Raw genomic sequence first — 21,002 nt, 5'->3', positions numbered from 1 at the left:
GGCGGTCAGTCCTCGACGGTCACGCGTACGGTCCGGACCTCCGGGTCGGCCGCGTCCGGCACGACCATCCCGGCCTCGACGCCGCTGCGCAGGTACCGCAGGACCTCGGCGTTGAGCCGCTCGCCGGGCAGGGCGGCGGGGATGCCGGGCGGGTAGGGCGTGAGCATCTCGGCGGCCACCCGGCCGACGGCCTGCTCCAGGGGCACCTGTTCGGCCCGCCCGAAGAAGGCGTCGCGCGGGAGCGTCGCCTGCTCCAGGCGCAGGTCGGCCGGGTCGGGCACCTCCACCCGGGGTGCGGGGCGCAGTTCGTCGGCGTGCGCGGCGGCGTCGCGCAGGGCGTCGAGGAGGAGCTGGGCGCTGTGGATGTCGTCCGCGTGGGTGAGCTGGGCGCTGGTGCGGCGGTGGTCGGACAGGTGCAGGTTGACGTGGTGGCGCTCGCGGATCCAGTCGGCGACGCGGTATCCGGTGGTGTCGAGGCCGGTGATGTCGACGATGACCTGGAGGGGGTCGAGGTCGGCGGCGCGGCCGGGTCCGCAGAAGTCGTCGCGGCCGTGGACGCGCAGGCCGGCGATGGCGTCGATCCGTGTCCGGACCGTCTTGGCCAGGGAGAGCGCGTCGTCGTAGAGGGCGTGGCCGTGCTGGGCCATCTGGCGGCGCCAGCCGTCGAGGGCCGCGTAGACGAGGACGGAGGGGCTGGTGGTGCCGAGGAGGTCCTCGCGGTTCTTGAGGACCTCGGGCTCGATCAGGTCGCCCTGGAGGTGGAAGACGGAGCCCTGTTCGAGGCCGGAGCCCATCTTGTGGACGGAGGTGACGCAGATGTCCGCGCCGGCGTCCATGGCCCAGGTCGGCAGGTCCGGGTGGAACGGCAGGTGGGCGCCCCAGGCCTCGTCGACGACGAGCGGCACGCCGTGCTCGTGGCAGACGTCGGCGACGGCGGCCAGGTCGGAGCAGGTGCCGTACGGGGTCGGCGTCGTGACCAGGGCGCCCCGGGCGTCCGGGTGCTCGGCGAAGGCGGCGCGGAAGGCGTCGGCGGACGGCGGGTGCGCGAGGTGGAGCTCGGCGTCCCATTGGGGGTCCACCCAGACCGGCACGATTCCGGCGAGCACGAGGCCGGACACCACGGACTTGTGGGCGTCCCGTCCCACGAGCAGCTTCTCGTGGGGGCCGGCGACGGAGAGCATGGCGGCCTTGACGGAGAGCGAGCTGCCGCAGGTCGAGAAGAAGGTGTGCTCCGCGCCGACCGCGTCGGCCATCAGCTCCTGCGCCTTCGCCAGGACGCCCCTGGACGACCTGCGGTCGTCGAGGCCGCTGGTGGCCAGTACGTCGGACCGGAAGACGGCGTCCCCGAGGACCGCGCGCACACGGGCGTCCGCGCCGCGGCCCTGTTTGTGGCCGGGCGGGGTGAAGGGGGTCTGGTTCTCGGCGTGGTACGCGGCCAGGGCGTCGAGCACGGGTGCTTGTGAGTGGTCCATGCTGCTTCGACTGCCCCACGGAAAAGGACAAAAACCCCAGGTGGCGTGGACGGAGGGTGCCCGCACCATGACTCTTCGGAAGGCATGATCCCCGGTCGGCCGGGCACTCGCGATACGGAGCGGGTCGCCGCGCGCCCCGTACCGAGGGGCGCACGGGCGCCTGCTCCCTGTCTTGGAGGAGTCTGCAGTGAGTGATGCACATGAGGTCGAGGAGGGCTGCGAGGCCCCGGACGCGCCGGGGGCGGCGGTGGCACGACGGACGGGTGCGACATGTGCGGTCTGAGCGGTGAGATACGTTTCGACGACCGCCGGCCCGACGTGGCCGCGGTGGAGCGCATGACCGACCGCCTGGCGGCCCGTGGCCCCGACGGCCGGGGCGTCTGGTCGCAGGGCCCGGTGGCCCTGGGGCACCGCCGCCTCAAGATCATCGACCTGTCCGAGCGCGGCGCCCAGCCGATGGCGGACGCCGAGGCCCGGCTGACGGGCGTGTTCAACGGCTGCGTGTACAACTACCAGGAGCTCCGGCGGGAGCTGGAGACCCTGGGGCACCGGTTCTTCTCCACCTCCGACACCGAGGTGGTCCTCAAGGCGTACCACCAGTGGGGCGTCGACTGCGTCGACCGCTTCAAGGGCATGTTCGCCTTCGCCCTCGTGGAGAACGACACCGGCCGGGTCGTGCTCGGCCGCGACCGGCTGGGCATCAAGCCGCTGTACCTGTCCCACGCGCCCGGCCGGCTGCGCTTCGCCTCCACCCTGCCCGCGCTGCTCGCGGGCGGCGGCGTGGACACGTCCCTGGACCCGGTGGCCCTGCACCAGTACCTGAGCTGGCACGCCACGGTGGCGGCCCCGAGGACCGTCCTCAACGGGGTGCGGAAGCTGCCGCCCGCCACGGTGCGCGTGGTGGAGCCGGACGGCTCGTACCGCGACCGGGTCTACTGGCAGCCGTCGTACACCCGCCGCGCCGAGTACGCGGGCATGGACGCGGGCGACTGGCGCGACGCGGTCCTGGACGCGCTGCGGACGGCGGTGCGCCGCCGGATGGTCGCCGACGTGCCGGTCGGCGTGCTGCTCTCCGGCGGCCTCGACTCGTCCCTGATCGTCGGGCTCCTCGCCGAGGAGGGCCAGAAGGACCTGGCCACGTTCAGCGTGGGGTTCGAGGCGGAGGGCGGCGAGGAGGGCGACGAGTTCTACTACTCCGACCTGGTCGCCCGCCACTACGACACCGCGCACCACCAGCTGATGGTCCCCTCGGACCGCGTCTCGACCGCCCTGGACAGCGCGGTCCTGGCCATGAGCGAGCCGATGATCAGCCATGACGTGGTCGCGTTCCACCTGCTGTCGGAGCTGGTCTCCAAGGAAGTGAGCGTCGTCCAGAGCGGGCAGGGCGCCGACGAGGTGTTCGCCGGCTACCGCTGGTATCCGGACCTGGCCTCCGTGCCGCGCGAGGGGGAGCCGGAGCGGTACGCGGAGGTGTACTTCGACCGTCCGCACTCCGACTTCGCCCGGATCCTCCAGCCGCACCTGCTGACCGGCCGCGACGAGTCCGGCCTGTTCGTCCACGAGCACATGGCGGCGCCGGGGGCCGAGACCGCGCTCGACGCGGCGCTGCGGCTCGACACCCACGTCATGCTCGTCGACGACCCGGTCAAGCGCGTGGACAACATGACCATGGACTGGGGCCTGGAGGCCCGGGTGCCGTTCCTGGACCACGAGCTGGTCGAGCTGGCGGCGGCCTGCCCGCCGGAGCTGAAGCTGGCCCGGGGCGGCAAGGGCGTCCTGAAGGACGCGGGCCGCAAGCTGCTGCCGCGCGAGGTCGTGGACCGGCCCAAGGGGTACTTCCCGGTGCCGGCCATCCGCCACATGGCGGGGCCCGTCCTCGAACGGGTGCGTCAGGCGCTGTCGGCGCCGGAGGCACGCGCGCGGGGCGTCTTCCGGGACGAGTACGTCGCCGAGCTGCTCTCCGCCCCCGACCATCACCGGACGAAGCGAGGAGCGAACGCCCTGTGGCACGTAGCGTTGCTGGAGATATGGCTGCAGACGCACGGGATCGAGTGAGCGGACCGATGTCGGCGGCGCCCGTGCCGGTGCCGCTGGCCGACGCGGCCGGGGCCCGCGACACGCCCCGGCCGCTGGTCGCGCACGGCTGCTGGTACCCGTCCGTGGACCCCACGGGCGAGTGGGTGGCGTTCGTCTGCGACCGCACGGGCGTCCCCCAGCTGTGGACCGGGGCGGTGAACGGCGCGGAGATCCACCTCCTGGACGCGGACCCCGATCCGGTCACGGAGGTGGCCTGGTCCCCCGACGGGCGGTGGATCGCCTACACGGTCGCGCCCGGGGGCGGCGAGCACACCCGCGTCCTGTGCGTACGGCCGGACGGCACCGGCCGCCGGATCGTGGCGGGCGCGGACGCGGGCAGCTCCGCGTACCTGGGCTGCTGGACGCGCGACGGCTCGGCCGTGGCGGTCACGGTGGCCGAGCCGCCCCCGGCGGGCCTCGCCCTGCGCCGAAAGCCAGCCGTCCCGGACCGCGGGACGGCGTTCGCGGACCTGCCCCCGGGCTGGGCGGAGCGCGACGGCCCGGCCACGCTGCTGGGGGGCGCCGGGCACGGCGAGATGGGCCCGGGCCTCGGGGAGGACGTGCTGCAGGACGACGGCGGGAGCGGGCCGGACGGCGGGGCGCCGGACCGGCTCACCGCGTATCTGGTCGATCCCGACGGGCTCGGGTCGCCCGTGCTCGTCGCCGCCGAGTCGGGGGCCGCGACGCTGCGGGTGTGCGACGTCGGGGAGGACGGCCGGTTCGCCCTGGTGCGCCGGGGCCCGCGCGGCCGGCGGGAGGCGGTGGTGGTGCGCACCGCCGACCTCGCGGCCCGGTCCGTCCTGCGGGTCGGCGACGGGGACCCGTGGATCGGCCGGTTCTCGGGGGACGGCCGCACCCTGTGGCTGCGCAGCGACCACGAGCGGCAGTTCGCGGCGCTCCTCGCGGCGTCCCTCGACGAGGACGGCGGACGCGTCGGCCTGTCCGTGGTGGCCGAGCGGGAGGGCAGCGACCTGGAGCTCCTCGCGTTCGCCGAGGACGGGCGCACGGCCGCGCTCGCGTGGAACGTGCGGGGCGCGAGCGAGCTGGAGACCCTGAGCCTGGCCACGGCGGCCCGGCCCCGGGAGGTGCCGCTGCCGCACGAGGTGGTCACCCGGATCGCCCGAGCCGGGCCGGGCGGCGGCATGGTCCTCGCCCTGTCGGGCTCGCAGCGCCGCCCCGGCGTGTGGTGGGCGTCCCCGGGGGCGCTGTCGGCGCGCACGTCCTGGTCGTCGCGGGACGAGGACGCCGTGCCTCCGGGCCGGCCGCCCGTGCGGCCCGTACCGCTGCGGCCGGTGGCCCGCGACGGGCTGCACCTGGGCGGCTGGTACTACCGGGCGCCCGGGCGCGACGCGGGGCGTCCGGCGCCGTGCGTGATCCATCTGCACGGCGGGCCGGAGGAGCAGGAGCGGCCCGTGTTCGACCCGCTCTACCACGAGCTGCTCGGCCGGGGCCTGGACGTCTTCGCGCCCGACGTGCGCGGCTCTTCCGGCTGGGGCAGGTCGTTCGTGGACGCCGACCTCGGTACGGGGCGGTTCGCGGCGCTCGACGACGTGGCCGACTGCGCGGCGCACGTGGTCCTGGACGGCCTGGCCGATCCGACGCGGCTCGCGGTGATGGGGCGCTCGTACGGCGGCTATCTGACGATGGCGTCCCTCGTGTGGCACCCGGAGCTGTTCCGCACCGGGGTCGCGGTGTGCGGGATGTCGGACCTCGCGACGTTCTTCGCGGGGACGGAGCCGTGGATCGCCGAATCGGCGGCGCACAAGTACGGCCATCCGGTGCGCGACCGGGAGCTGCTGCGCGCGCTGTCCCCGATGAGCCGGGTCGACGAGCTGCGGGTCCCGCTGCTCGCGGTGCACGGCGAGCACGACACGAACGTTCCGCCGGGCGAGTCGGAGCAGATGGTGCGGGCCGCGCGGGAGCGGGGCCTGCCGGCGGAGATGCTCACGCTCCGCGACGAGGGGCACGAGTTCCGGCGGGCGGACAACCGGCGGCTGTTCCGCCGGACCGCCGCCGACTGGATGCAGCGGCACCTGGGCCGCTGAGCGGCGCCGTACCCCCTCACCGTCCGCGATCGGACGGTCGCACACGTGTGACCTGCGGAAAGCGGTGACCGTGGGACCGATTTCCGCCGCCGATCGGGGGTAGTCGGGAGACATGATCACTATTGGGGTCGAGGAAGAGTACCTGCTGCTCGATCCGGACACATGCCTTCCGGTGCCGCTCGGTGACCAGGTGCGGGCGTCCGCCGGACTGCAACCGATCGTCGAGGGCTCCGAGGTCCAGTCGGAGCTGCTCCAGGCCCAGGTGGAGGTCGCCACGCCCGTCTGCACCGACCTGGAGGAGGTCGGCGGCCACCTGCTGCGCCTGCGGCACGCGCTGGGCATGGCGGCGGAGAAGCACGGCTGTCTGCTCGCCGCCTGCGCGACGGCCCCCTATCGGGAGACGGCGCCCGTGCCGGTCACCCGGAAGGCCCGCTACCTCGCGATGTCCTCCCAGGCCCCGCAGCTCGTGGCCGAGCAGCTGGTCAACGGGATGCACGTGCACGCGGCCGTGCCGGACCGCGAGATGGGCGTCGCCGTCTTGAGCCGCATCCGGGTGTGGCTGCCGGTCCTGGTGGCCATGTCCGCGAACTCGCCCCTGTGGGACGGCGGCGACACCGGGTTCGCGAGCTGGCGGACGGTGATCTTCGGCCGGTGGCCGGTCAGCGGTCCGCCGCCGCGCTTCACCTCGCTCGCGGACCACGAGGAGCGCGTCCAGGCGCTCCTCGACACCGGCATCATCACCGACACCGGCCAGCTGTACTGGCAGGCCCGCCTCTCGGACCGCTATCCCACGGTCGAGGTGCGGTGCGCCGACGTCCAGCTGCGCGCCGACGAGGCGGTCATGTTCGCCGGGATCGTCCGGGCGCTGGTCGCCACCGCGATCGACGAGGAGAAGGCCGGGGTCCCGCTCCCCGACTGCTCGTCCGAACTCCTCCAGGCGTCCAACTGGCACGCCGCCCGGCACGGTCTGAGCGGCCTCCTGGTCGACCCGGAGGGGCGGTCGCGCCGGGCGGGCGACGTGCTGTGCTCGCTGCTCGACCACATCAGGCCCGCCCTGGACGAGTCCGGCGACACCCGCGAGGTGTCCTCCCTGCTGCACCGGCTGCTCCAGGAGGGCACCTCGGCGGACCGCCAGCGTCGCGCCCTGGCCGAGGGCGGCCTCCCGGACCTGGTCAAGCTGATCACCACGGAGACGGTCGCGCCCTGATCACCGCGAAGCCCTTCCCCGGCTCCGGTTCATCCCCGGAGCCGGGGAAGGGCTTCGCCGTCGCGCGGCTCGCGGCGCTGTTCGAGCCAGAAGAGGTAGCCGCGCAGGTGGTCCTCCAGCCCGTCGTCGATGTGGGCGACGAAGTCCCGGTGCCCCCGGGCCGCGTCGTGGTAGTGCGGGAGGTAGACCGGGTCGGCGTTGAACCCCCAGTGGGGGTGGGCGTCCGCTCCCCAGTCGGCGGCGACGGCGACGGCCCACTCCCGGACGCGGCCCCGGTCCCGCCACCAGTCCTGGACGGCTTCCACCGTCCAGTGGTCGTCGCCGTCCCAGTTGTAGCCCCGGTACAGCTCCAGCCTGCACCCGTGGATCAGGTTCTCGGTCTGGTACGCGTCGACCGGCTGGCGGTAGACGAACTCGAACCCGAAGCCGCCGCCCAGGTCGTCGTCGTAGGCGATGTGGTCCGGGGCGTCCCTGCGCCCGAGGGCCAGGCTGTCGGTCTCGGCGGCGTAGAACGGCCCGGGCACGTTGCGCCAGTTCCGCTGCTCCCACACGCCCGTGAAGAGTTCTTCCGCCTTCTCCCCGACGTCCTCGACCACGCGGCGGGCGGTGGGCAGCGGATTCCAGTATCCGGTCACGGGCCCATCCTGCACGGCGGCGCCGGACCCGGACGACGGGCCCCGGGGAAAACGCCTGTCGGCGCGGGCGGCGGGCACCCTACCGTAGCCCCGTGCACCGACACCACGGACGCGGCCGGCGCCCCGCCCGCCGGGCCGGGGGGACGGGCGCCGCTGCGGACGTCCCGCCCTTCGACGTCGTGGGCGCCGACGTCGTGCTCGTCGGGTACTTCTCCGCCCGGCAGCGGGACTTCGCCGCCCTGATGGACGCGGCGGCGGCCGGTCTGGCGGCCCGGGGCGCCCGGGTCGTGGCGCGTGCCGTGCAGCGGCGTGGGGTCTCGCACGGAGGGGCGCGGAAGATGTCCCTTCCGTTCTCCTCGCGGACGCTCCTGAGCGGTGGGAAGGTCCACGAGGTGGCGGAGATCCGCGAGCGGGCGGAAGCGGACGCGGTGGTCTTCCTCAACAGGCTGACCGCGCATCAGCGGCTTTCCCTGAGAGGCCTCTTCGGCTGCCCGGTCGTCGGTCTCGCGGAGATCCCGCCGCCGGTGTGAGCCGACCGGGATCGCGGGCGCCTACGGTCACCCCGGCCACAAGCACGTACGGTCGTCACTCCTCAAGGAGCGCGAGCACCGCCGCCATCGCCCGCTCCACCGCCTCCGCCGACTCCTCGGTGGGGTTGAGCAGTTCGAAGCTGTGGCGGCCGTGCGGCACGTCGACGGTCTCGACGCGGGCCCCGCGCTTCCCGGCGGCGGTCAGGAACTCCTCGACCGTCGCCGCGATCGCCGGGTGCTCCCGGCCGGCCCGGGTCAGGACCACCGGTGGCCCGTCGGCCGTGCCCACCGCGTCGACCGGGCGGAAGCAGGGCTCCACCGCCTCCCAGCCGGGCGGCGGCGCGAGCATCGGGTAGGTGGCGGCCACGCACCGCAGCCATGGCGGGGGCGCGGCGAGCCAGTCCGCCGCGAGGAGCCCGCCGCCGGAGAAGAACCAGAGCGCGATCCGCTCCCGGTCGACGCGCGGGTCGGCGCGGACGAGCGCGACGGCCCCGGCGAGGTCGTCGGCGGCGCGGGCGTAGTCGGTGAGCGCGTGGAGCCGGTGGTCCGGGGTGGTGCCGACGACGCCCGCGCCGGCCGCGAGGCGTCCGTACCCCTGGAGGAACGGCGTGTCACGCGGGGTGGGCCGCTGCTCGGGGTCGACCGGGCCGCCGTGGACGAAGACGATCGCCGGCCGGGGCCCCTCGGCGTCCGGGAGGTGGAGGTCGACCCGGCCGTGCCGTTCGCGCGGGACCTCGGGGATGTCCCGTACGCCTTCGAGGAAGGGCCGGAGGTGCGTCGGCCGCTCGTCCGCGGGGGAGGTCACCCGCCGGCCCCGCCCGCCGCCGCGCGGAGCAGGGTCTCCGCGAGCGCGGCGGGCGCGGAGAGCATCGGCCAGTGTCCGGTGGCGAGTTCGAGGAAGCGGATCCGGTCGTCGGCCAGCGCGCGGAACCGGGGCGGGCCCGACTCCACCAGCATCTCGACCATGGCGACGGTCGATCCGGCGACCGTGCACAGGACGCCGGTGACCGGCAGGGCGGAGGCCGCCCCGGTCAGGCGGAGCGGTGTGGTGAGCGTGGCGGCCGGCTGGGGCGCGGCGAGGCGCTCCAGGCGTACGAGGGCGTCCTCGGGGACGCCTTCGAGGTCGCCCCAGCGGGACCGGGTCTCCCGCGTCGGCGGCGGGACCAGTCCGTCCGCGCCGGGCCGGCCCCCGGGGTCGGGCACGGAGCGCGCGGCCGGTTCCCCGTCCTGCGGCAGGAGCGTGTCCAGGGCGACGATCCGGGCGATCCGTCCGGGCCGCCGGTCGGCGGCGCCGAGGACCGGGTGGAGCCCGTACCCGTGGCCCACGAGGACCACCTCGGCCGCCGTGAGGCCGTCGACCAGCCGCACCAGGTCCTCGACGTGCGTCTCCAGACCGATCCCGGCCCCTTCGTGCCGGTCGTCCATGCCCGTCAGGGTCACCGGGTGCGCCTCGGCACCCGCCCTCCGGAGCAGGGCCGCCGTCCCCTCCCACACCCATCCGCCGGTGAAACTGCCCGCCACCAGTACGAACGCCGCCATGCGCGTCTCCTCGCCTCTTCCTCCGGGGCCGTGTCGCCGTCTCCGACGCTAGGAGCTCCCCCTGCGGGAGGTTCAAGGGCCGCCACCGGTGCCCCCGTCGGAGCGGCGGGCCGGGCCCGGCGTCAGAATGGGGGTGCTCGTGGATGGTCGGTCTCCTCCGGGGAGGTGGGTGTCGCGGTGTCCGAAGGCCTGTGGAGCATCGGGGAGTTGGCGGCCCGCGCGGGCGTGACCGTCAAGGCCGTGCGGTACTACTCCGATCGCGGTCTGCTGCCCGAGGCGGCCCGTAGTTCCGGCGGGCACCGCAGGTACGGGCCGGGGGCGCTCGACCGGCTCCGGCTGATCCGTTCGCTGCGTGCGCTCGATCTGCCGGTGCCCGAGGTGGAACGGGTCCTCGACCGGGACGGGGTGTCGGCGGAGGTCCTCGTGGACCGGCTGCGGGACGTGGGCTCCCGGCTGGCCGCGCTGCGCTGGCAGGAGGCCGCCCTGCGGTCGCTCCGGGAGTGCCCCGCCGGGGAGCGCGCGGACCGGGCGCGGCTGCTCGGCGCCGTGCCCGCGCCGCCCGACACGGACGCCCTGGTCCGGTTCTGGCGCCGGATCCTGCCCGTGCGCCTTCCGGGACGGGTGGTCTCCCTGGTCCTGGACGCGGTGGTGCCGCCGCCCCCGGCGGAGCCCAGCCCCGCACGCGTCCTGGACTTCGCCCGGCTGCACGCGCTCGTCTCCGGCCCGCTCCCCGGCAGTGCCGAGTGCCGGCGGGCGCAGCCGCTGCCGGAGGGCGCGTACCGGCCGGACGTGCTGTACGAGGGCCTGGCCGAGGCGTACGCGCTCGCCGAGGCGGAACGGCGGACCGGGCGGACCGGCGGGGCCCTGGAGTGCTTCGTCTCGGCGTACGCCACCGCGCAGGGTGTCCGGGACACCCCGGACTTCCGGCGCGGCCTGGTCCCGGTGCTGACCCGGAGCGACAGCGCCCTGATCCGGCGCTACTGGAAGCTCGCCGACGGCCTGTTCGGGCCGGGCGAACCGGTCCTCGGCATCCTCCACCACCGGCTCTCCGTCGCCCTGCGCCATGAAGTCGACGGGCGCGCGGTCGGCGGGCACGCGGTCTGACGCGTACCCGGACCCCCGGTCCGACGGCCCCGGACCCGATCCGCATGGTGGGCGGCCGGCCGTCCACGTACTGGGCTGCCGGGTGGCGGAACTCCCCGCCCCCTTGACGTATCCGCTGGTCAGAGGGGTACGGAGGGGGCGTCAGGTGGCGCAATACTGCGGCAACACCACGACGGCCGGTCCGCCGCTACGTTCCGTGTCATGCCCGCCGAACCCGCTCCCGCCGCCCGCCCCGTCGCCGCCGCCCGTCGTCGGCGCCTCCGGGCGGACCGGGCGCGGCAGCTCGCCGACCTGCTGCGCCACCAGATCCTGGCGGGCGGCTTTCCCGGCGGGGTGCTCCCCCTGGAGGACGTCATCGCGGCCGACTACCGGGCCAGCCGGAACACCGTGCGGCAGGCCCTGGACCTGCTGCGCGGCGAGCAGCTGGTCGACCGGCAGCCGGGGGTCGGCACGGTGGTGGTCGGCGAGAAGTACCCGCACGGCCTGGACCGGCTCCAGGGGCTCGCCGAGACCCTCCACGAGCACGGGAGGGTCACCAACGAGGTGCGGACCGTGGGGCCGGTCGGGGCGCCGGGACCGGTGGCCCACCGGCTCGGGCTTCCCGAGCACTCCGACGTGCTGTGCATCGAGCGGCTGCGGCGCCTCAACGGGCTGCCGCTCTCCCTGGACCTGTCCTACCTGCCGATGGACATCGGGGCCGCGCTCCTCGACTGCGACCTGGAGAACACGGACGTCTTCCGGCTCCTGGAGCAGCTGACCGGCTCTCCGCTCGGGCACGCGGAGATCACCCTGGAGGCCGTCAACGCCGACGCGCACTCCGCCGCCGTGCTCCAGGCCCCGCGCGGGGCGGCCGTCCTGATGCTGGAGCGGCTGACGTGCCTGCCCGACGGGCGGCCGGTGGACCTGGAGTTCATCCGCTTCCGCGGCGACCGCATCACCATGAGCGGCGTTCTGCGCCGCGCCCTCTGAAACCCCGACGACACCCCACCCTTTCCCTGGAGACAGCCATGCCTCTGGTCCCCCAGCGCGCCGACGTGCCCGTGACCATCGACGAGTCGAAGTGCATCGACGGCTGCACGCTCTGCGTCGACATGTGTCCGCTCGACTCGCTCGCGATCCGCGAGGAAGACGGCAAGGCGTACATGCACGTCGACGAGTGCTGGTACTGCGGCCCGTGCGCGGCGCGCTGCCCCACCGGCGCGGTCACCGTCAACATGCCCTACCTGCTCCGGTGAAAGGCCGAACCTCCATGTCCACCAGAAAACTCGCCCTCCCGCTCGCCCTGCTCCTGCTGCCGCTCGCCACCGCCTGCGGGTCCGGGACCGACGACGGGGTCGGGGCGAAGTCGGTGACGGTGACCGTCGGTTACCAGTCGAAGACCATCAACACCGTCACCGCCGGCACCCTGCTGCGCTCCCTCGGTCACTTCGAGGAGGAACTCGCGGCGCAGGGCCGGAAGGACGGCGTCACCTACCGGGTGAACTGGCAGGACTACGCGACCGGGGCCCCGATCACCGCGCAGATGACGGCGGGGAAGATCGACATCGGTTCGATGGGCGACTTCCCGCTGCTCCTCAACGCGGCGCGCGGCAAGCAGCTCAAGCAGCCGACGCGGCTGGTGTCGGTGACCGGCTACAACCTGCGGGGCGGTCTCAACACCGTGGTGACAGCGCCCGGTTCGCCGCTGCGGTCGCTGACGGACCTGAAGGGCCGCAAGGTGTCCACCAGCGTCGGTTCGGCCGCCGACGGCACCCTGGTCCGGGCGCTCCAGCGGGCCGGGCTCGACCCGGCGAAGGACGTGCGGAAGCTCAACCAGCAGCCGAGCGTGGGCGCTTCGGCCCTGGCGGCGGGCAGCGTCGACGCGCTGTCCCAGTTCGTCGCCTGGCCCGGTCTGCTCGCCTTCCAGGGCCGGGCGACGGCGCTGTACGACGGGGCCGAGCTGGACCTGCCGACCTTCCACGGCGTCACCGTCCGCGAGGCGTTCGCGAAGGAGCGGCCGGCGGTGCTCGACGCGTTCCTGCGGGCGCAGCGGCGGGCCACGGACGAGCTGCGGGCCCGGCCGGTCGCGGCCGCCGAGTCGGTGGCGAAGGAGACGGGGCTGCCCGCCGAGGTGGTCTACCTCTACAACGGCGCCCGGGGCATCGCCACCTTCGACCCGGCGCTCCGGCCCGAGCTGGTCGCCGCGCTCAAGGAGGACGTGCCGGTCCTGGCGGCGGCCGGCCTGGTGAAGGAGGTCGACGTGGACGCCTTCGTCGACCCGGCCCCGCTGGAGCGGGCGGTGCCGGCCGCCGCCTACCCGGAGGCCGCCGCCCCGAAGCCGGAGCTGTGGCTGAAGGGGCAGGGCTCGACCCGTACGTTCGACAGCCCCGGCGCGCTCCTGGAGGCGGTCGCGGAGGCCGGGGCGGACCGGGTGCGGGCCGCGTACGTGCCGGACGCGGTGACCGGGACGCCCTGGTTCGCGGACCGGGCCGTGTGGGTGCGGGACGGCCGCGAGTGGCGCGCCTTCGTGACCCGGGCGGGCGCGGAGCGGTACGTCGCCGGGCACGCCGGTGCCCGGATCGTCGGGTACGCGCAGGCCGTGGGGTCGGCGTCGTGAGCGCGCGAAGGACCGTGTCCGCGCGCACGGGCCCGTCGCCCGCGGTCCGCCGTCTGGTCCGGATCGCCTCGCCGCTCGCGGCCCTCGGCCTGTGGCAGCTGCTGACCTCCCTGGACGTCAACCTGTGGCTGCGGTTCGAGCAGTTCCCCACGGTCGTGGAGGTCGCCTCCGCGTTCGCCGACCGGGTCGGCACCGGGGCGTACTGGCAGGACCTCGGGCACAGTCTGCGCCGGATCACGGTCGGCTTCCTGCTCGCGGCCGTCCTGGGGGTGGCGGCCGGGACGGCCGTGGCCCGGTCCCGGTGGGCCGCCGACGTCCTGGGCCCGCTGGTGGAGGCGGTGCGGCCGGTCCCGGCCATCGCCCTGGTGCCGGTGGCGATCCTGCTGCTGCCCACCAACGAGCAGGGCATCGTCTTCATCACCTGCGCCGCCGCCCTCTTCCCGGTCCTGGTGTCGACCCGGCACGCGGTGCGGGCCCTGAGCCCGGTGTGGGAGGAGGCCGTGCTGACCCTGGGCGGGAGCCGGGCCCGGGTGCTGTTCTCGGTGGTCCTGCCGGGCGCCCTGCCGGGGATCTTCGGCGGCCTGTCCGTGGGGATCGGCGTCTCGTGGATCTGTGTGATCTCGGCGGAGATGATCTCCGGCGAGTACGGGGTGGGCTACCGCACCTGGCAGGACTACACGGTCGTCGACTACCCCGGGGTCTTCGTCGGCATGGCCACCATCGGCGCGCTCGGCTGGCTCACCTCCACCGCCGTGGAGACCCTCGGCCGCCGGGTCACCGCCTGGCTGCCGCGCCCGGCCGGGCGGGGCGGGCCCGGCCCCGGCCGGACGGCGGGCGCCCCGGCTCCCGCCGCCCCCGCCCGTACGCCCTCCCGTTCCGTACCCCTGCCCGAGAAGGAGCCGGTGTCATGAGCGCCACGAGCACGGTGAACGCCACGGGCGCGGAACTCGCCCTGCACGACGTGCGGTTGGGGCATCCGGACGGGTCCGCCGTGTCCGGTCCCGTGGGGCTGCGGATCGCGCCCGGCGAACTCCTCACCGTGGTCGGCCCCTCCGGCTGCGGCAAGACGACCCTGCTGCGCACGCTCGCCGGGCTGCTGCCGCCCCTGGAGGGGCGGGTCACGCAGGACGGGGAGCCGGTGCGCGGACCCGGCGCCGACCGGGCGCTCGTCTTCCAGCACGACGCCCTGCTGCCGTGGCGGACGGTCCGCGCCAACGTGGAGCTGCCGCTCGCGATCCGCCGGGTCCCCCGGGCCGGGCGGCGCCGTTCGGCGGAGGAGTGGCTGGAGCGGGTCGGGCTCGGCGAGCACGCCGGCCGACTGCCGCACCAGCTGTCCGGCGGGCAGCGGCAGCGGGTCCAGCTGGCCCGCGCCCTGGCCGGGCGGCCCCGCGCGGTCCTGATGGACGAGCCGTTCGGCGCGCTCGACGCGCACACCCGGGCCGGGATGCAGGACCTCCTGGTGGAGATCCTGCGCGGGACGGGCGCGACCGTCGTCTTCGTCACGCACGACGTGGACGAGGCGCTCCACCTCGGTGACCGGGTCGCCCTGTTCGCGTCCGGCGAGGTCCTGGACGTCCCGCATCCGCGCGTGCGGGACGCCCTGCGCGCGCCCGCGACGGCCGCGCTGCGCCGCCGCGTCCTCGACTCCCTCTGACCGACGCCCCCGGCCGGCCCCGCCCGCCCCCTACGCACTCCGAAAGGCATCCCCCGTGGACACCCCCCTGACCGTCCCCGACCCCGCCGACGCGACCGAGCTCTCCTGCGACGTGCTCGTCGTCGGCGGCGGGACCGCCGGCACGATGGCCGCGCTGACCGCCGCCGAACGCGGGGCGAGCGTGCTGCTCCTGGAGAAGGCGCACGTCCGGCACTCCGGCGCCCTCGCCATGGGGATGGACGGCGTCAACAACGCGGTCGTGCCGGGCCGGGCCGAACCGGACGACTACGTCGCCGAGATCACCCGCGCCAACGACGGCCTCGTCGACCAGTCGACGGTCCGGCAGACGGCGACCCGGGGCTTCGCGATGGTGCGGCGGCTGGAGTCGTACGGGGTGAAGTTCGAGAAGGACGAGCACGGCGAGTACGCGGTCCGGCAGGTGCACCGGTCCGGCTCGTACGTGCTGCCGATGCCGGAGGGCAAGGACGTCAAGAAGGTCCTCTACCGGCAGCTGCGGCGGCGCGAGATGCGGGAGCGGATCCGGATCGAGAACCGGGTCATGCCGGTCCGGGTCCTCACCCACCCGGACGACGGGCGGGCCGTCGGCGTCGCCGGCTTCCACACCCGTACGGGCGAGTTCGTGATCGTGCGGGCGGGGGCCGTGATCCTGGCGACGGGCGCCTGCGGGCGGCTCGGCCTGCCCGCGTCGGGCTATCTGTACGGCACGTACGAGAACCCGACGAACGCGGGCGACGGCTACGCGATGGCGTACCACGCGGGGGCGGCGCTCACCGGGATCGAGTGCTTCCAGGTCAATCCGCTCATCAAGGACTACAACGGTCCGGCCTGCGCCTACGTCGCCAACCCGTTCGGCGGGTACCAGGTGAACCGGCACGGCGAGCGGTTCGTGGAGTCGGACTACTGGTCGGGGCAGATGATGGCCGAGTTCGCGGCCGAACTCGCCTCGGACCGGGGGCCGGTGTACCTGAAGCTGAGCCATCTGCCCGAGGAGACGGTCGGCGCCGTCGAGTCGATCCTGCACACCACGGAGCGCCCCACCCGGGGCACGTTCCACGCGGGGCGCGGCCACGACTACCGGACGCACGACATCGAGATGCACATCTCCGAGATCGGCCTGTGCGGGGGCCATTCGGCCTCGGGGGTACGGGTGGACGCGCACGCCCGGACGACCGTGCCCCGGCTGTACGCGGCCGGCGACCTGGCCTCCGTACCGCACAACTACATGATCGGCGCGTTCGTCTTCGGCGACCTGGCGGGCGAGGACGCGGCGAAGCACACGGCGTACGAGGGGGAGCTCGACCGGCAACAGATCGCGGACGCGCACGAGTTGGTCTACCGGCCGCTACGGAACCCGTCCGGCCCTCCGCAGCCGCAGGTCGAGTACAAGCTGCGGCGGTTCGTCAACGACTACGTGGCGCCGCCGAAGACCGGCGCGAAGCTCTCCCTCGCGGTGGAGGCGTTCGACCGGATGTCCGGGGAGATCGCAGGGATGGGGGCGCGCACGGCCCACGAGCTGATGCGGTGCGCGGAGGTGTCGTTCATCCGGGACTGCGCCGAGATGGCGGCGCGGGCCTCGCTGGCCCGGACGGAGTCGCGGTGGGGGCTCTACCACGAGCGGCTCGACCACCCGGAGCGGGACGACACGGCCTGGCTGCACCACCTGGACCTGCGCAAGTCGGCTTCGGGGACGATGGAGTTCACGGCGCGGCCGGTGGAGCCGTATCTGGTGCCGGTGCCGGAGTTCGCGCCGCCGGGCGGGCCCGAGCGGCACCTGGGCGAGGTGGAGCTCGTGCCGGTGGCCACGGCGGGGCCCCGGGACGCGGTCCCGGCGGCGCGGCCGGCCGCGGACGCGGTCGTCGCACCGGCACCGGAGGACCCCGCGACGGCGGTCTCTCCCCGGCTCCTGGAGCTGCTCGGCCTCGTCGAGGACTCCCCCGGTCTGGACGCGCTCGGCCCGTATCTGGACGACGCCGATCCGGCGGTGCGGGCCGCCGCCGTCACCGCCCTCGGGGAGACCGCTCCGGCCGGGACGGGTCCCGCGCTCGCCGCGCGGCTGCGGGACGGTTCGCCCCGGGTGCGGGCCGCCGCGGCGGCGGCCCTGCGCGAGCTGGTCGAGGTGCTGCCGGCCGAGCAGGCGCTCGGGGACGGGCTGCGGGAGGCCCTCGGCGTGCCCGACCCGGCCGTGCGGGCCGCCGCGCTCGACGTGCTGCGGGCGCTGCGGCTCGGGGACGCCCCGCTGTACGCGGCGGCGCTCGGCGCGGCGGAGGTGGACGTACGGGTGGGGGCCGTCCGGGCGCTGGTCTCGGTGGACGCGGTCGCGGAGCTGGCGCGGGCCGCCGCCGACCCGGCGCGCGAGGTGCGGGTCGCGGTGGCCCGGGGTCTCGCGGCCGTACGGGATCCCCGGCCCGGGCCGCTCGCGCCGCTGCTCGACGACGCCGATCCGCTGGTCGGGGGCGCGGCCCTCGCCGCCCTGGCGGGCACCGGCTGCCCGCCGGAGTACGCGGCGCGGGCCGCCGCCGCGCTCGGCGCGCCCGCCTGGCAGGTGCGGGCCGGGGCCGCGACCGCGCTCCGGGCGGCCCCGGCCGGCCTCGCCGTACCGGCCCTGGCCCCGGTGCTCTCGGACCCGAACGCGGACGTGCGGAAGACGGCCGTCCTCTCGCTCCTCGCCCACCGGGACGACCCGGCGGCCCGGGCCGCCCTGGCCGGGGCGGCCGACGATCCCGACGCGGACGTCCGCGCCTACGCGGCCCGGGCGGCGCACGCGGTCCGCTGAGCCTCCCGGCCCGCCGGGCCGCTCCCCCTCGACCGGGTGGTGATCGGCGGCACGTGGGTGAATCCGCGCATGGGGACCCGTGGAACGGGGAAGGGGGCGCACGGCGCACTCCGGGCGTGACGGGCACCCTGGTGCCGCAGGGGGCACCCTGGTACACGGACGCGCTCTGGACGCAGGACGACGAGGAGGTGGCGCCGGTGGCGGGACCGACGACCGTGGAGGCCATGGGAGCACCGTGCTGGCTGAACCTGTCCGCACGGGATCTCGGTACGGCGGAGCGGTTCTACGGGGCCGTGCTGGGCTGGACGTTCCGGCGGGGGGCCCTCGGCGACGCGTACGTGGTGGGCGAGCGGGACGGGGTGCCGGTGGCCGGGATCGCGGCCGTGGCGGCGGAGATGCAGGTGCCGGTGGCCTGGACGGTCTTCTTCGCCGTCGACGACGCCGACGCGGCGGTCGCGCGGATCCGGGAGCGCGGCGGCACCGTCGGCGTGGGCCCGGTGGCGTTTCCGCCCCGGGGCCGCGCGGCGCTCGCCACCGACCCGGAGGGCGCGGCGTTCGGGGTGTGGGAGGGGCGGCTGGTGTCGCGCTGGCACGTGGGCGAGCGGCAGGCTCCGGCCTGGCTGGAACTGCACACCCGCAACGCGTTCGACGCGGCCGTGTTCTACGGCGGGGTGCTCCGGTGGGCGGACGCCGTCCCGGGCTCCTGCGAGGTCTCGTACGAGGACGAGCGGGTGGTCCTGCGGCGCGACGGCGAGGCCGTCGCCCGGCTGAACAGCGGGCCGGTCGAGTCCGCCTCCCCCCGGCCGCAGCTGCGGCCGCGCTGGCTCGTGCGCTTCCGGGTGCCGGATCTGGAGACGGCGGAGGAGGCGGTCCTGAAGCACGGCGGATCGGTGGTGCCGGGCGGCGAGTGGGGCGGGGTGCGCGAGCCGGACGGCGGGGCGCGGCGCGCGGTGGTGCGGGATCCGGACGGGGCGCTGTTCACACTGGAGGCGGAGGACTGAGTCCCGGGGCACGTACCCCTTGGGTGTCTCTGCGAGGGCCCCGGTGACCGTGTGTTCCACGGTCGCCGGGGCCCTTCGGCGTCCGGCGGGCCGCCTCTGCGACCGGCTCGCCGGACGCCGAAGGGCGGCGCCGTCGCGGGATCCGTCCCCACGTGTCCCGCGACGGCGCCGCCCGGTCGGGGGATCAGGCGGTGGCCTCGGCTTCCGCCGCGGCCGTGGAGGGGGCGCGTACGGCCCCGGCCTCCGCCCCGGCGGGACCGGCGGCGAACCGGGCCGGGATGAGGGCGGCGACGACCGCGGCCACGAGACCGACCCCGCAGCCGATGAGCATGGCGACGCGGAAGCCGTCCTCGGAGGGCAGCGCGTGGCCGCCGAGGGTGGTGGTCATCTGGGCGAGGACGACGCCGATGACGGCGGCGGAGACGGAGGTGCCGATGGAGCGCATGAGGGTGTTGAAGCTGTTGGCCGAGGCGGTCTCCTCCTGCGGCACCGCGCCCATGATGAGCGCCGGCATGGCCCCGTAGGCGAGTCCGACGCCCGTGTTGCAGACGAGGGTGACGGCGAGCAGGCCCCAGGTGGAGCCCATCAGGGCGAGGGAGGAGCCGTAGCCGGCGGAGATGACGAGGGCGCCGACGGAGAGCGTGACCTTGGGGCCCCGGGCGGCCGAGAGCTTGGCGCCGAGCGGGGCCAGGACCATCATCATCAGGCCGGCCGGGGCCATCCACAGGCCCATGGCCATCATCGACTGGCCGAGGCCGTAGCCGGTGGCCTCGGGGAGCTGGAAGAGCTGGGGGACGACCAGGGACTGGGCGTACATGGCGAAGCCGACCAGGACCGAGGCGGCGTTGGTCATCAGGACGACCGGGCGGGCGGTGACCCGCAGGTCGACGAGGGGGTCGGGGATGCGCAGCTCCCACGCGCCCCAGGCGAGCAGGACGACGGCCGAGGCGGCGAAGAGGCCGAGGGTGGTGGCGCTGCCCCAGCCCCAGCTCGCGCCCTTGGAGACGGCGAGGAGCAGGGCGACGAGTCCGGTGCCGAGGCCGAGCGCGCCGGGCAGGTCGAAGCGGCCGGGGGCGGCGGCGCGGCGGCCGGCGGGGACGAGGCGCCAGATCAGGGCGCCGACGAGGACGCTGAGGCCGGCGGCGACCCAGAAGAGGACGCGCCAGCTGGCGTTCTCGGCGACGGCGGCGGAGAAGGGCAGGCCGAGGGCGCCGCCGACGCCCATGGAGGCGCTCATGAGGGCGATGGAGCCGCCCAGTTTCTCCGGCGGCAGGATGTCGCGGAGCAGGCTGATGCCGAGGGGGACGACGCCCATGCCGAGGCCCTGGAGGCCGCGTCCGACGATCATCGGGACGACGGAGGAGGCGAGCGCGCAGACGACGGACCCGGCGACGAGCGGGACCACGGAGACGAGCAGGACCCGCCGCTTGCCGAGGGTGTCGCCGAGCCGGCCGGCGACGGGGGTGGCGACGGCGCCCGCGAGGAGGGTGGCGGTGATCACCCAGGAGGCGTTGGACGCGGTGGTGCCGAGCAGCCTCGGGAGGTCGCCGATGAGCGGCACCACCAGGGTCTGCATGAGTGCGGCCACGATGCCCGCGAGCGCGAGGACGCCGACGACGCCTCCGGGTCGGGCGTCGGGCTTGGAGCCGTCCACGTGTTCTCCTCGGTTCTTCACGACGATGTTTATGCATCATGCACATCGCGTGCCGAATACACAAATCATGCATGATGCACATCGCATCACCGCAGGAGAGAATGCCCCCATGGACAAGCCCGTGGACAAGCCCACCGATCTGGTCGAGTTCGAGACCATGCTGCTCGGCCGGCACGCGCACCTGTACGCGCCCCGCTCCCGCGCGGGCGGCGGCCAGCTCGACCGCAGCGCGTACGTCCTGCTGAGCCGTATCCGGATGCACGGGCCGATGTCCATCGGGCAGCTCAGCGAGGCCTTCGGCCTCGACGCGTCCACCCTCAACCGGCAGACCGCCGCGATGCTGCGCGCCGGGGTCGTGGAGCGCATCCCCGACCCGGACGGCGGCATCGCCCGCAAGTTCCGCATCACGGCCGAGGGCGAACGCCGCCTGGAGGCCGACCGCACCTCGAACATCGCGGGCCTGGAACGCGTGATGGAGCACTGGTCCCCCGAGGACGTCTCCCGCTTCGCCGCCTTCCTCGAACGCTTCAACCGCGACATCGAGCGCCTGGAGGGCCGGCCCTGGCCGCGCCCCTGAACGGGGTCCGGCCACACATTCCGGCAAGCGGCCGCGGCAAGGGCGGAAAGTTCCACCGGGAGCCCTCGGTCACAGACGCGCGACCCCTCGCCCGTGGACGCCGCGGGCGCCTCGGCCA

16 protein-coding genes and 1 pseudogene are annotated in these 21,002 nt (G+C 75.2%); 13 read left to right on the top strand and 4 right to left on the bottom strand.

What is annotated here, in order from left to right; genetic code table 11:
- Positions 1-5: 5 nt before the first annotated feature.
- The gene (locus tag ACIQVI_RS05505) at positions 6-1,472 is read right to left on the bottom strand and encodes an aminotransferase class I/II-fold pyridoxal phosphate-dependent enzyme (protein ID WP_403591362.1); all 1,467 of its coding nucleotides are present in this window, start codon (positions 1,470-1,472) and stop codon (positions 6-8) included.
- A gap of 270 nt (positions 1,473-1,742) precedes the next feature.
- Here ACIQVI_RS05505 and ACIQVI_RS05500 point away from each other — a divergent pair, with 270 nt between their 5' ends.
- From ACIQVI_RS05500 to ACIQVI_RS05490, 3 genes are all read left to right on the top strand, one after another.
- Complete coding sequence (locus ACIQVI_RS05500; RefSeq protein WP_403591359.1) at positions 1,743-3,527, top strand: N-acetylglutaminylglutamine amidotransferase; 1,785 nt, start codon at positions 1,743-1,745, stop codon at positions 3,525-3,527.
- Positions 3,500-5,593, top strand: coding sequence for a S9 family peptidase (locus tag ACIQVI_RS05495; RefSeq protein ID WP_403591356.1), 2,094 nt, complete (start codon positions 3,500-3,502; stop codon positions 5,591-5,593). The genes ACIQVI_RS05500 and ACIQVI_RS05495 overlap by 28 nt, the downstream gene beginning before the upstream one ends.
- A 112-nt stretch (positions 5,594-5,705) precedes the next feature.
- The gene (locus ACIQVI_RS05490) at positions 5,706-6,800 is read left to right on the top strand and encodes a glutamate--cysteine ligase (protein WP_121833385.1); all 1,095 of its coding nucleotides are present in this window, start codon (positions 5,706-5,708) and stop codon (positions 6,798-6,800) included.
- Positions 6,801-6,829: 29 nt separating this feature from the next.
- Here ACIQVI_RS05490 and ACIQVI_RS05485 read toward each other — a convergent pair whose 3' ends face one another.
- Complete coding sequence (locus tag ACIQVI_RS05485) at positions 6,830-7,435, bottom strand: hypothetical protein (protein WP_403591352.1); 606 nt, start codon at positions 7,433-7,435, stop codon at positions 6,830-6,832.
- A 92-nt stretch (positions 7,436-7,527) separates the two neighbouring features.
- Here ACIQVI_RS05485 and ACIQVI_RS05480 point away from each other — a divergent pair, with 92 nt between their 5' ends.
- On the top strand, positions 7,528-7,965 hold the full coding sequence (locus ACIQVI_RS05480) for a hypothetical protein (protein WP_403591349.1): 438 nt from the start codon (positions 7,528-7,530) through the stop codon (positions 7,963-7,965).
- A gap of 55 nt (positions 7,966-8,020) precedes the next feature.
- Here ACIQVI_RS05480 and ACIQVI_RS05475 read toward each other — a convergent pair.
- Positions 8,021-9,504: pseudogene (locus ACIQVI_RS05475) on the bottom strand (dienelactone hydrolase family protein).
- Between the two features lie 177 nt (positions 9,505-9,681).
- Here ACIQVI_RS05475 and ACIQVI_RS05470 point away from each other — a divergent pair.
- The 8 genes from ACIQVI_RS05470 to ACIQVI_RS05435 all read left to right on the top strand — a co-directional run bounded on the left by ACIQVI_RS05470 (position 9,682) and on the right by ACIQVI_RS05435 (position 18,653).
- Complete coding sequence (locus ACIQVI_RS05470) at positions 9,682-10,608, top strand: MerR family transcriptional regulator (RefSeq protein ID WP_403591346.1); 927 nt, start codon at positions 9,682-9,684, stop codon at positions 10,606-10,608.
- 201 nt (positions 10,609-10,809) lie between these two features.
- Entirely contained in the window at positions 10,810-11,577 is a 768-nt protein-coding gene (locus tag ACIQVI_RS05465) for a GntR family transcriptional regulator (protein ID WP_351972878.1), read from the top strand.
- Positions 11,578-11,615: 38 nt separating this feature from the next.
- A complete protein-coding gene (locus tag ACIQVI_RS05460; protein WP_030313017.1) occupies positions 11,616-11,843 on the top strand; it encodes a ferredoxin family protein in 228 nt (75 codons plus the stop codon).
- 14 nt (positions 11,844-11,857) lie between these two features.
- The gene (locus ACIQVI_RS05455) at positions 11,858-13,204 is read left to right on the top strand and encodes an ABC transporter substrate-binding protein (protein WP_403591342.1); all 1,347 of its coding nucleotides are present in this window, start codon (positions 11,858-11,860) and stop codon (positions 13,202-13,204) included.
- Between the two features lie 14 nt (positions 13,205-13,218).
- Entirely contained in the window at positions 13,219-14,115 is an 897-nt protein-coding gene (locus ACIQVI_RS05450; RefSeq protein WP_403591339.1) for an ABC transporter permease, read from the top strand.
- The gene (locus tag ACIQVI_RS05445; RefSeq protein WP_403591336.1) at positions 14,112-14,858 is read left to right on the top strand and encodes an ABC transporter ATP-binding protein; all 747 of its coding nucleotides are present in this window, start codon (positions 14,112-14,114) and stop codon (positions 14,856-14,858) included. The genes ACIQVI_RS05450 and ACIQVI_RS05445 overlap by 4 nt, the downstream gene beginning before the upstream one ends.
- A gap of 55 nt (positions 14,859-14,913) precedes the next feature.
- Positions 14,914-17,652, top strand: coding sequence for a fumarate reductase/succinate dehydrogenase flavoprotein subunit (locus ACIQVI_RS05440; protein WP_403591333.1), 2,739 nt, complete (start codon positions 14,914-14,916; stop codon positions 17,650-17,652).
- 224 nt (positions 17,653-17,876) lie between these two features.
- A complete protein-coding gene (locus ACIQVI_RS05435; protein ID WP_403592280.1) occupies positions 17,877-18,653 on the top strand; it encodes a VOC family protein in 777 nt (258 codons plus the stop codon).
- Between the two features lie 184 nt (positions 18,654-18,837).
- Here ACIQVI_RS05435 and ACIQVI_RS05430 read toward each other — a convergent pair whose 3' ends face one another.
- Entirely contained in the window at positions 18,838-20,307 is a 1,470-nt protein-coding gene (locus ACIQVI_RS05430; RefSeq protein WP_403591330.1) for an MFS transporter, read from the bottom strand.
- Positions 20,308-20,428: 121 nt separating this feature from the next.
- On the opposite strand from ACIQVI_RS05430, the gene ACIQVI_RS05425 reads away from it, so the two are divergent.
- Positions 20,429-20,884: a MarR family transcriptional regulator gene (locus tag ACIQVI_RS05425; RefSeq protein WP_351973537.1), complete on the top strand. Its 456-nt coding sequence runs from the start codon at positions 20,429-20,431 to the stop codon at positions 20,882-20,884.
- Positions 20,885-21,002: the final 118 nt, after the last annotated feature.

It is taken from the genome of Streptomyces sp. NPDC098101 (assembly GCF_044760185.1).
Taxonomy (GTDB): Bacteria; Actinomycetota; Actinomycetes; order Streptomycetales; family Streptomycetaceae; genus Streptomyces.
The sequence above is the reverse complement of the archived record's forward strand: the minus strand, read 5'-3'. Positions and strand labels throughout refer to the sequence as shown.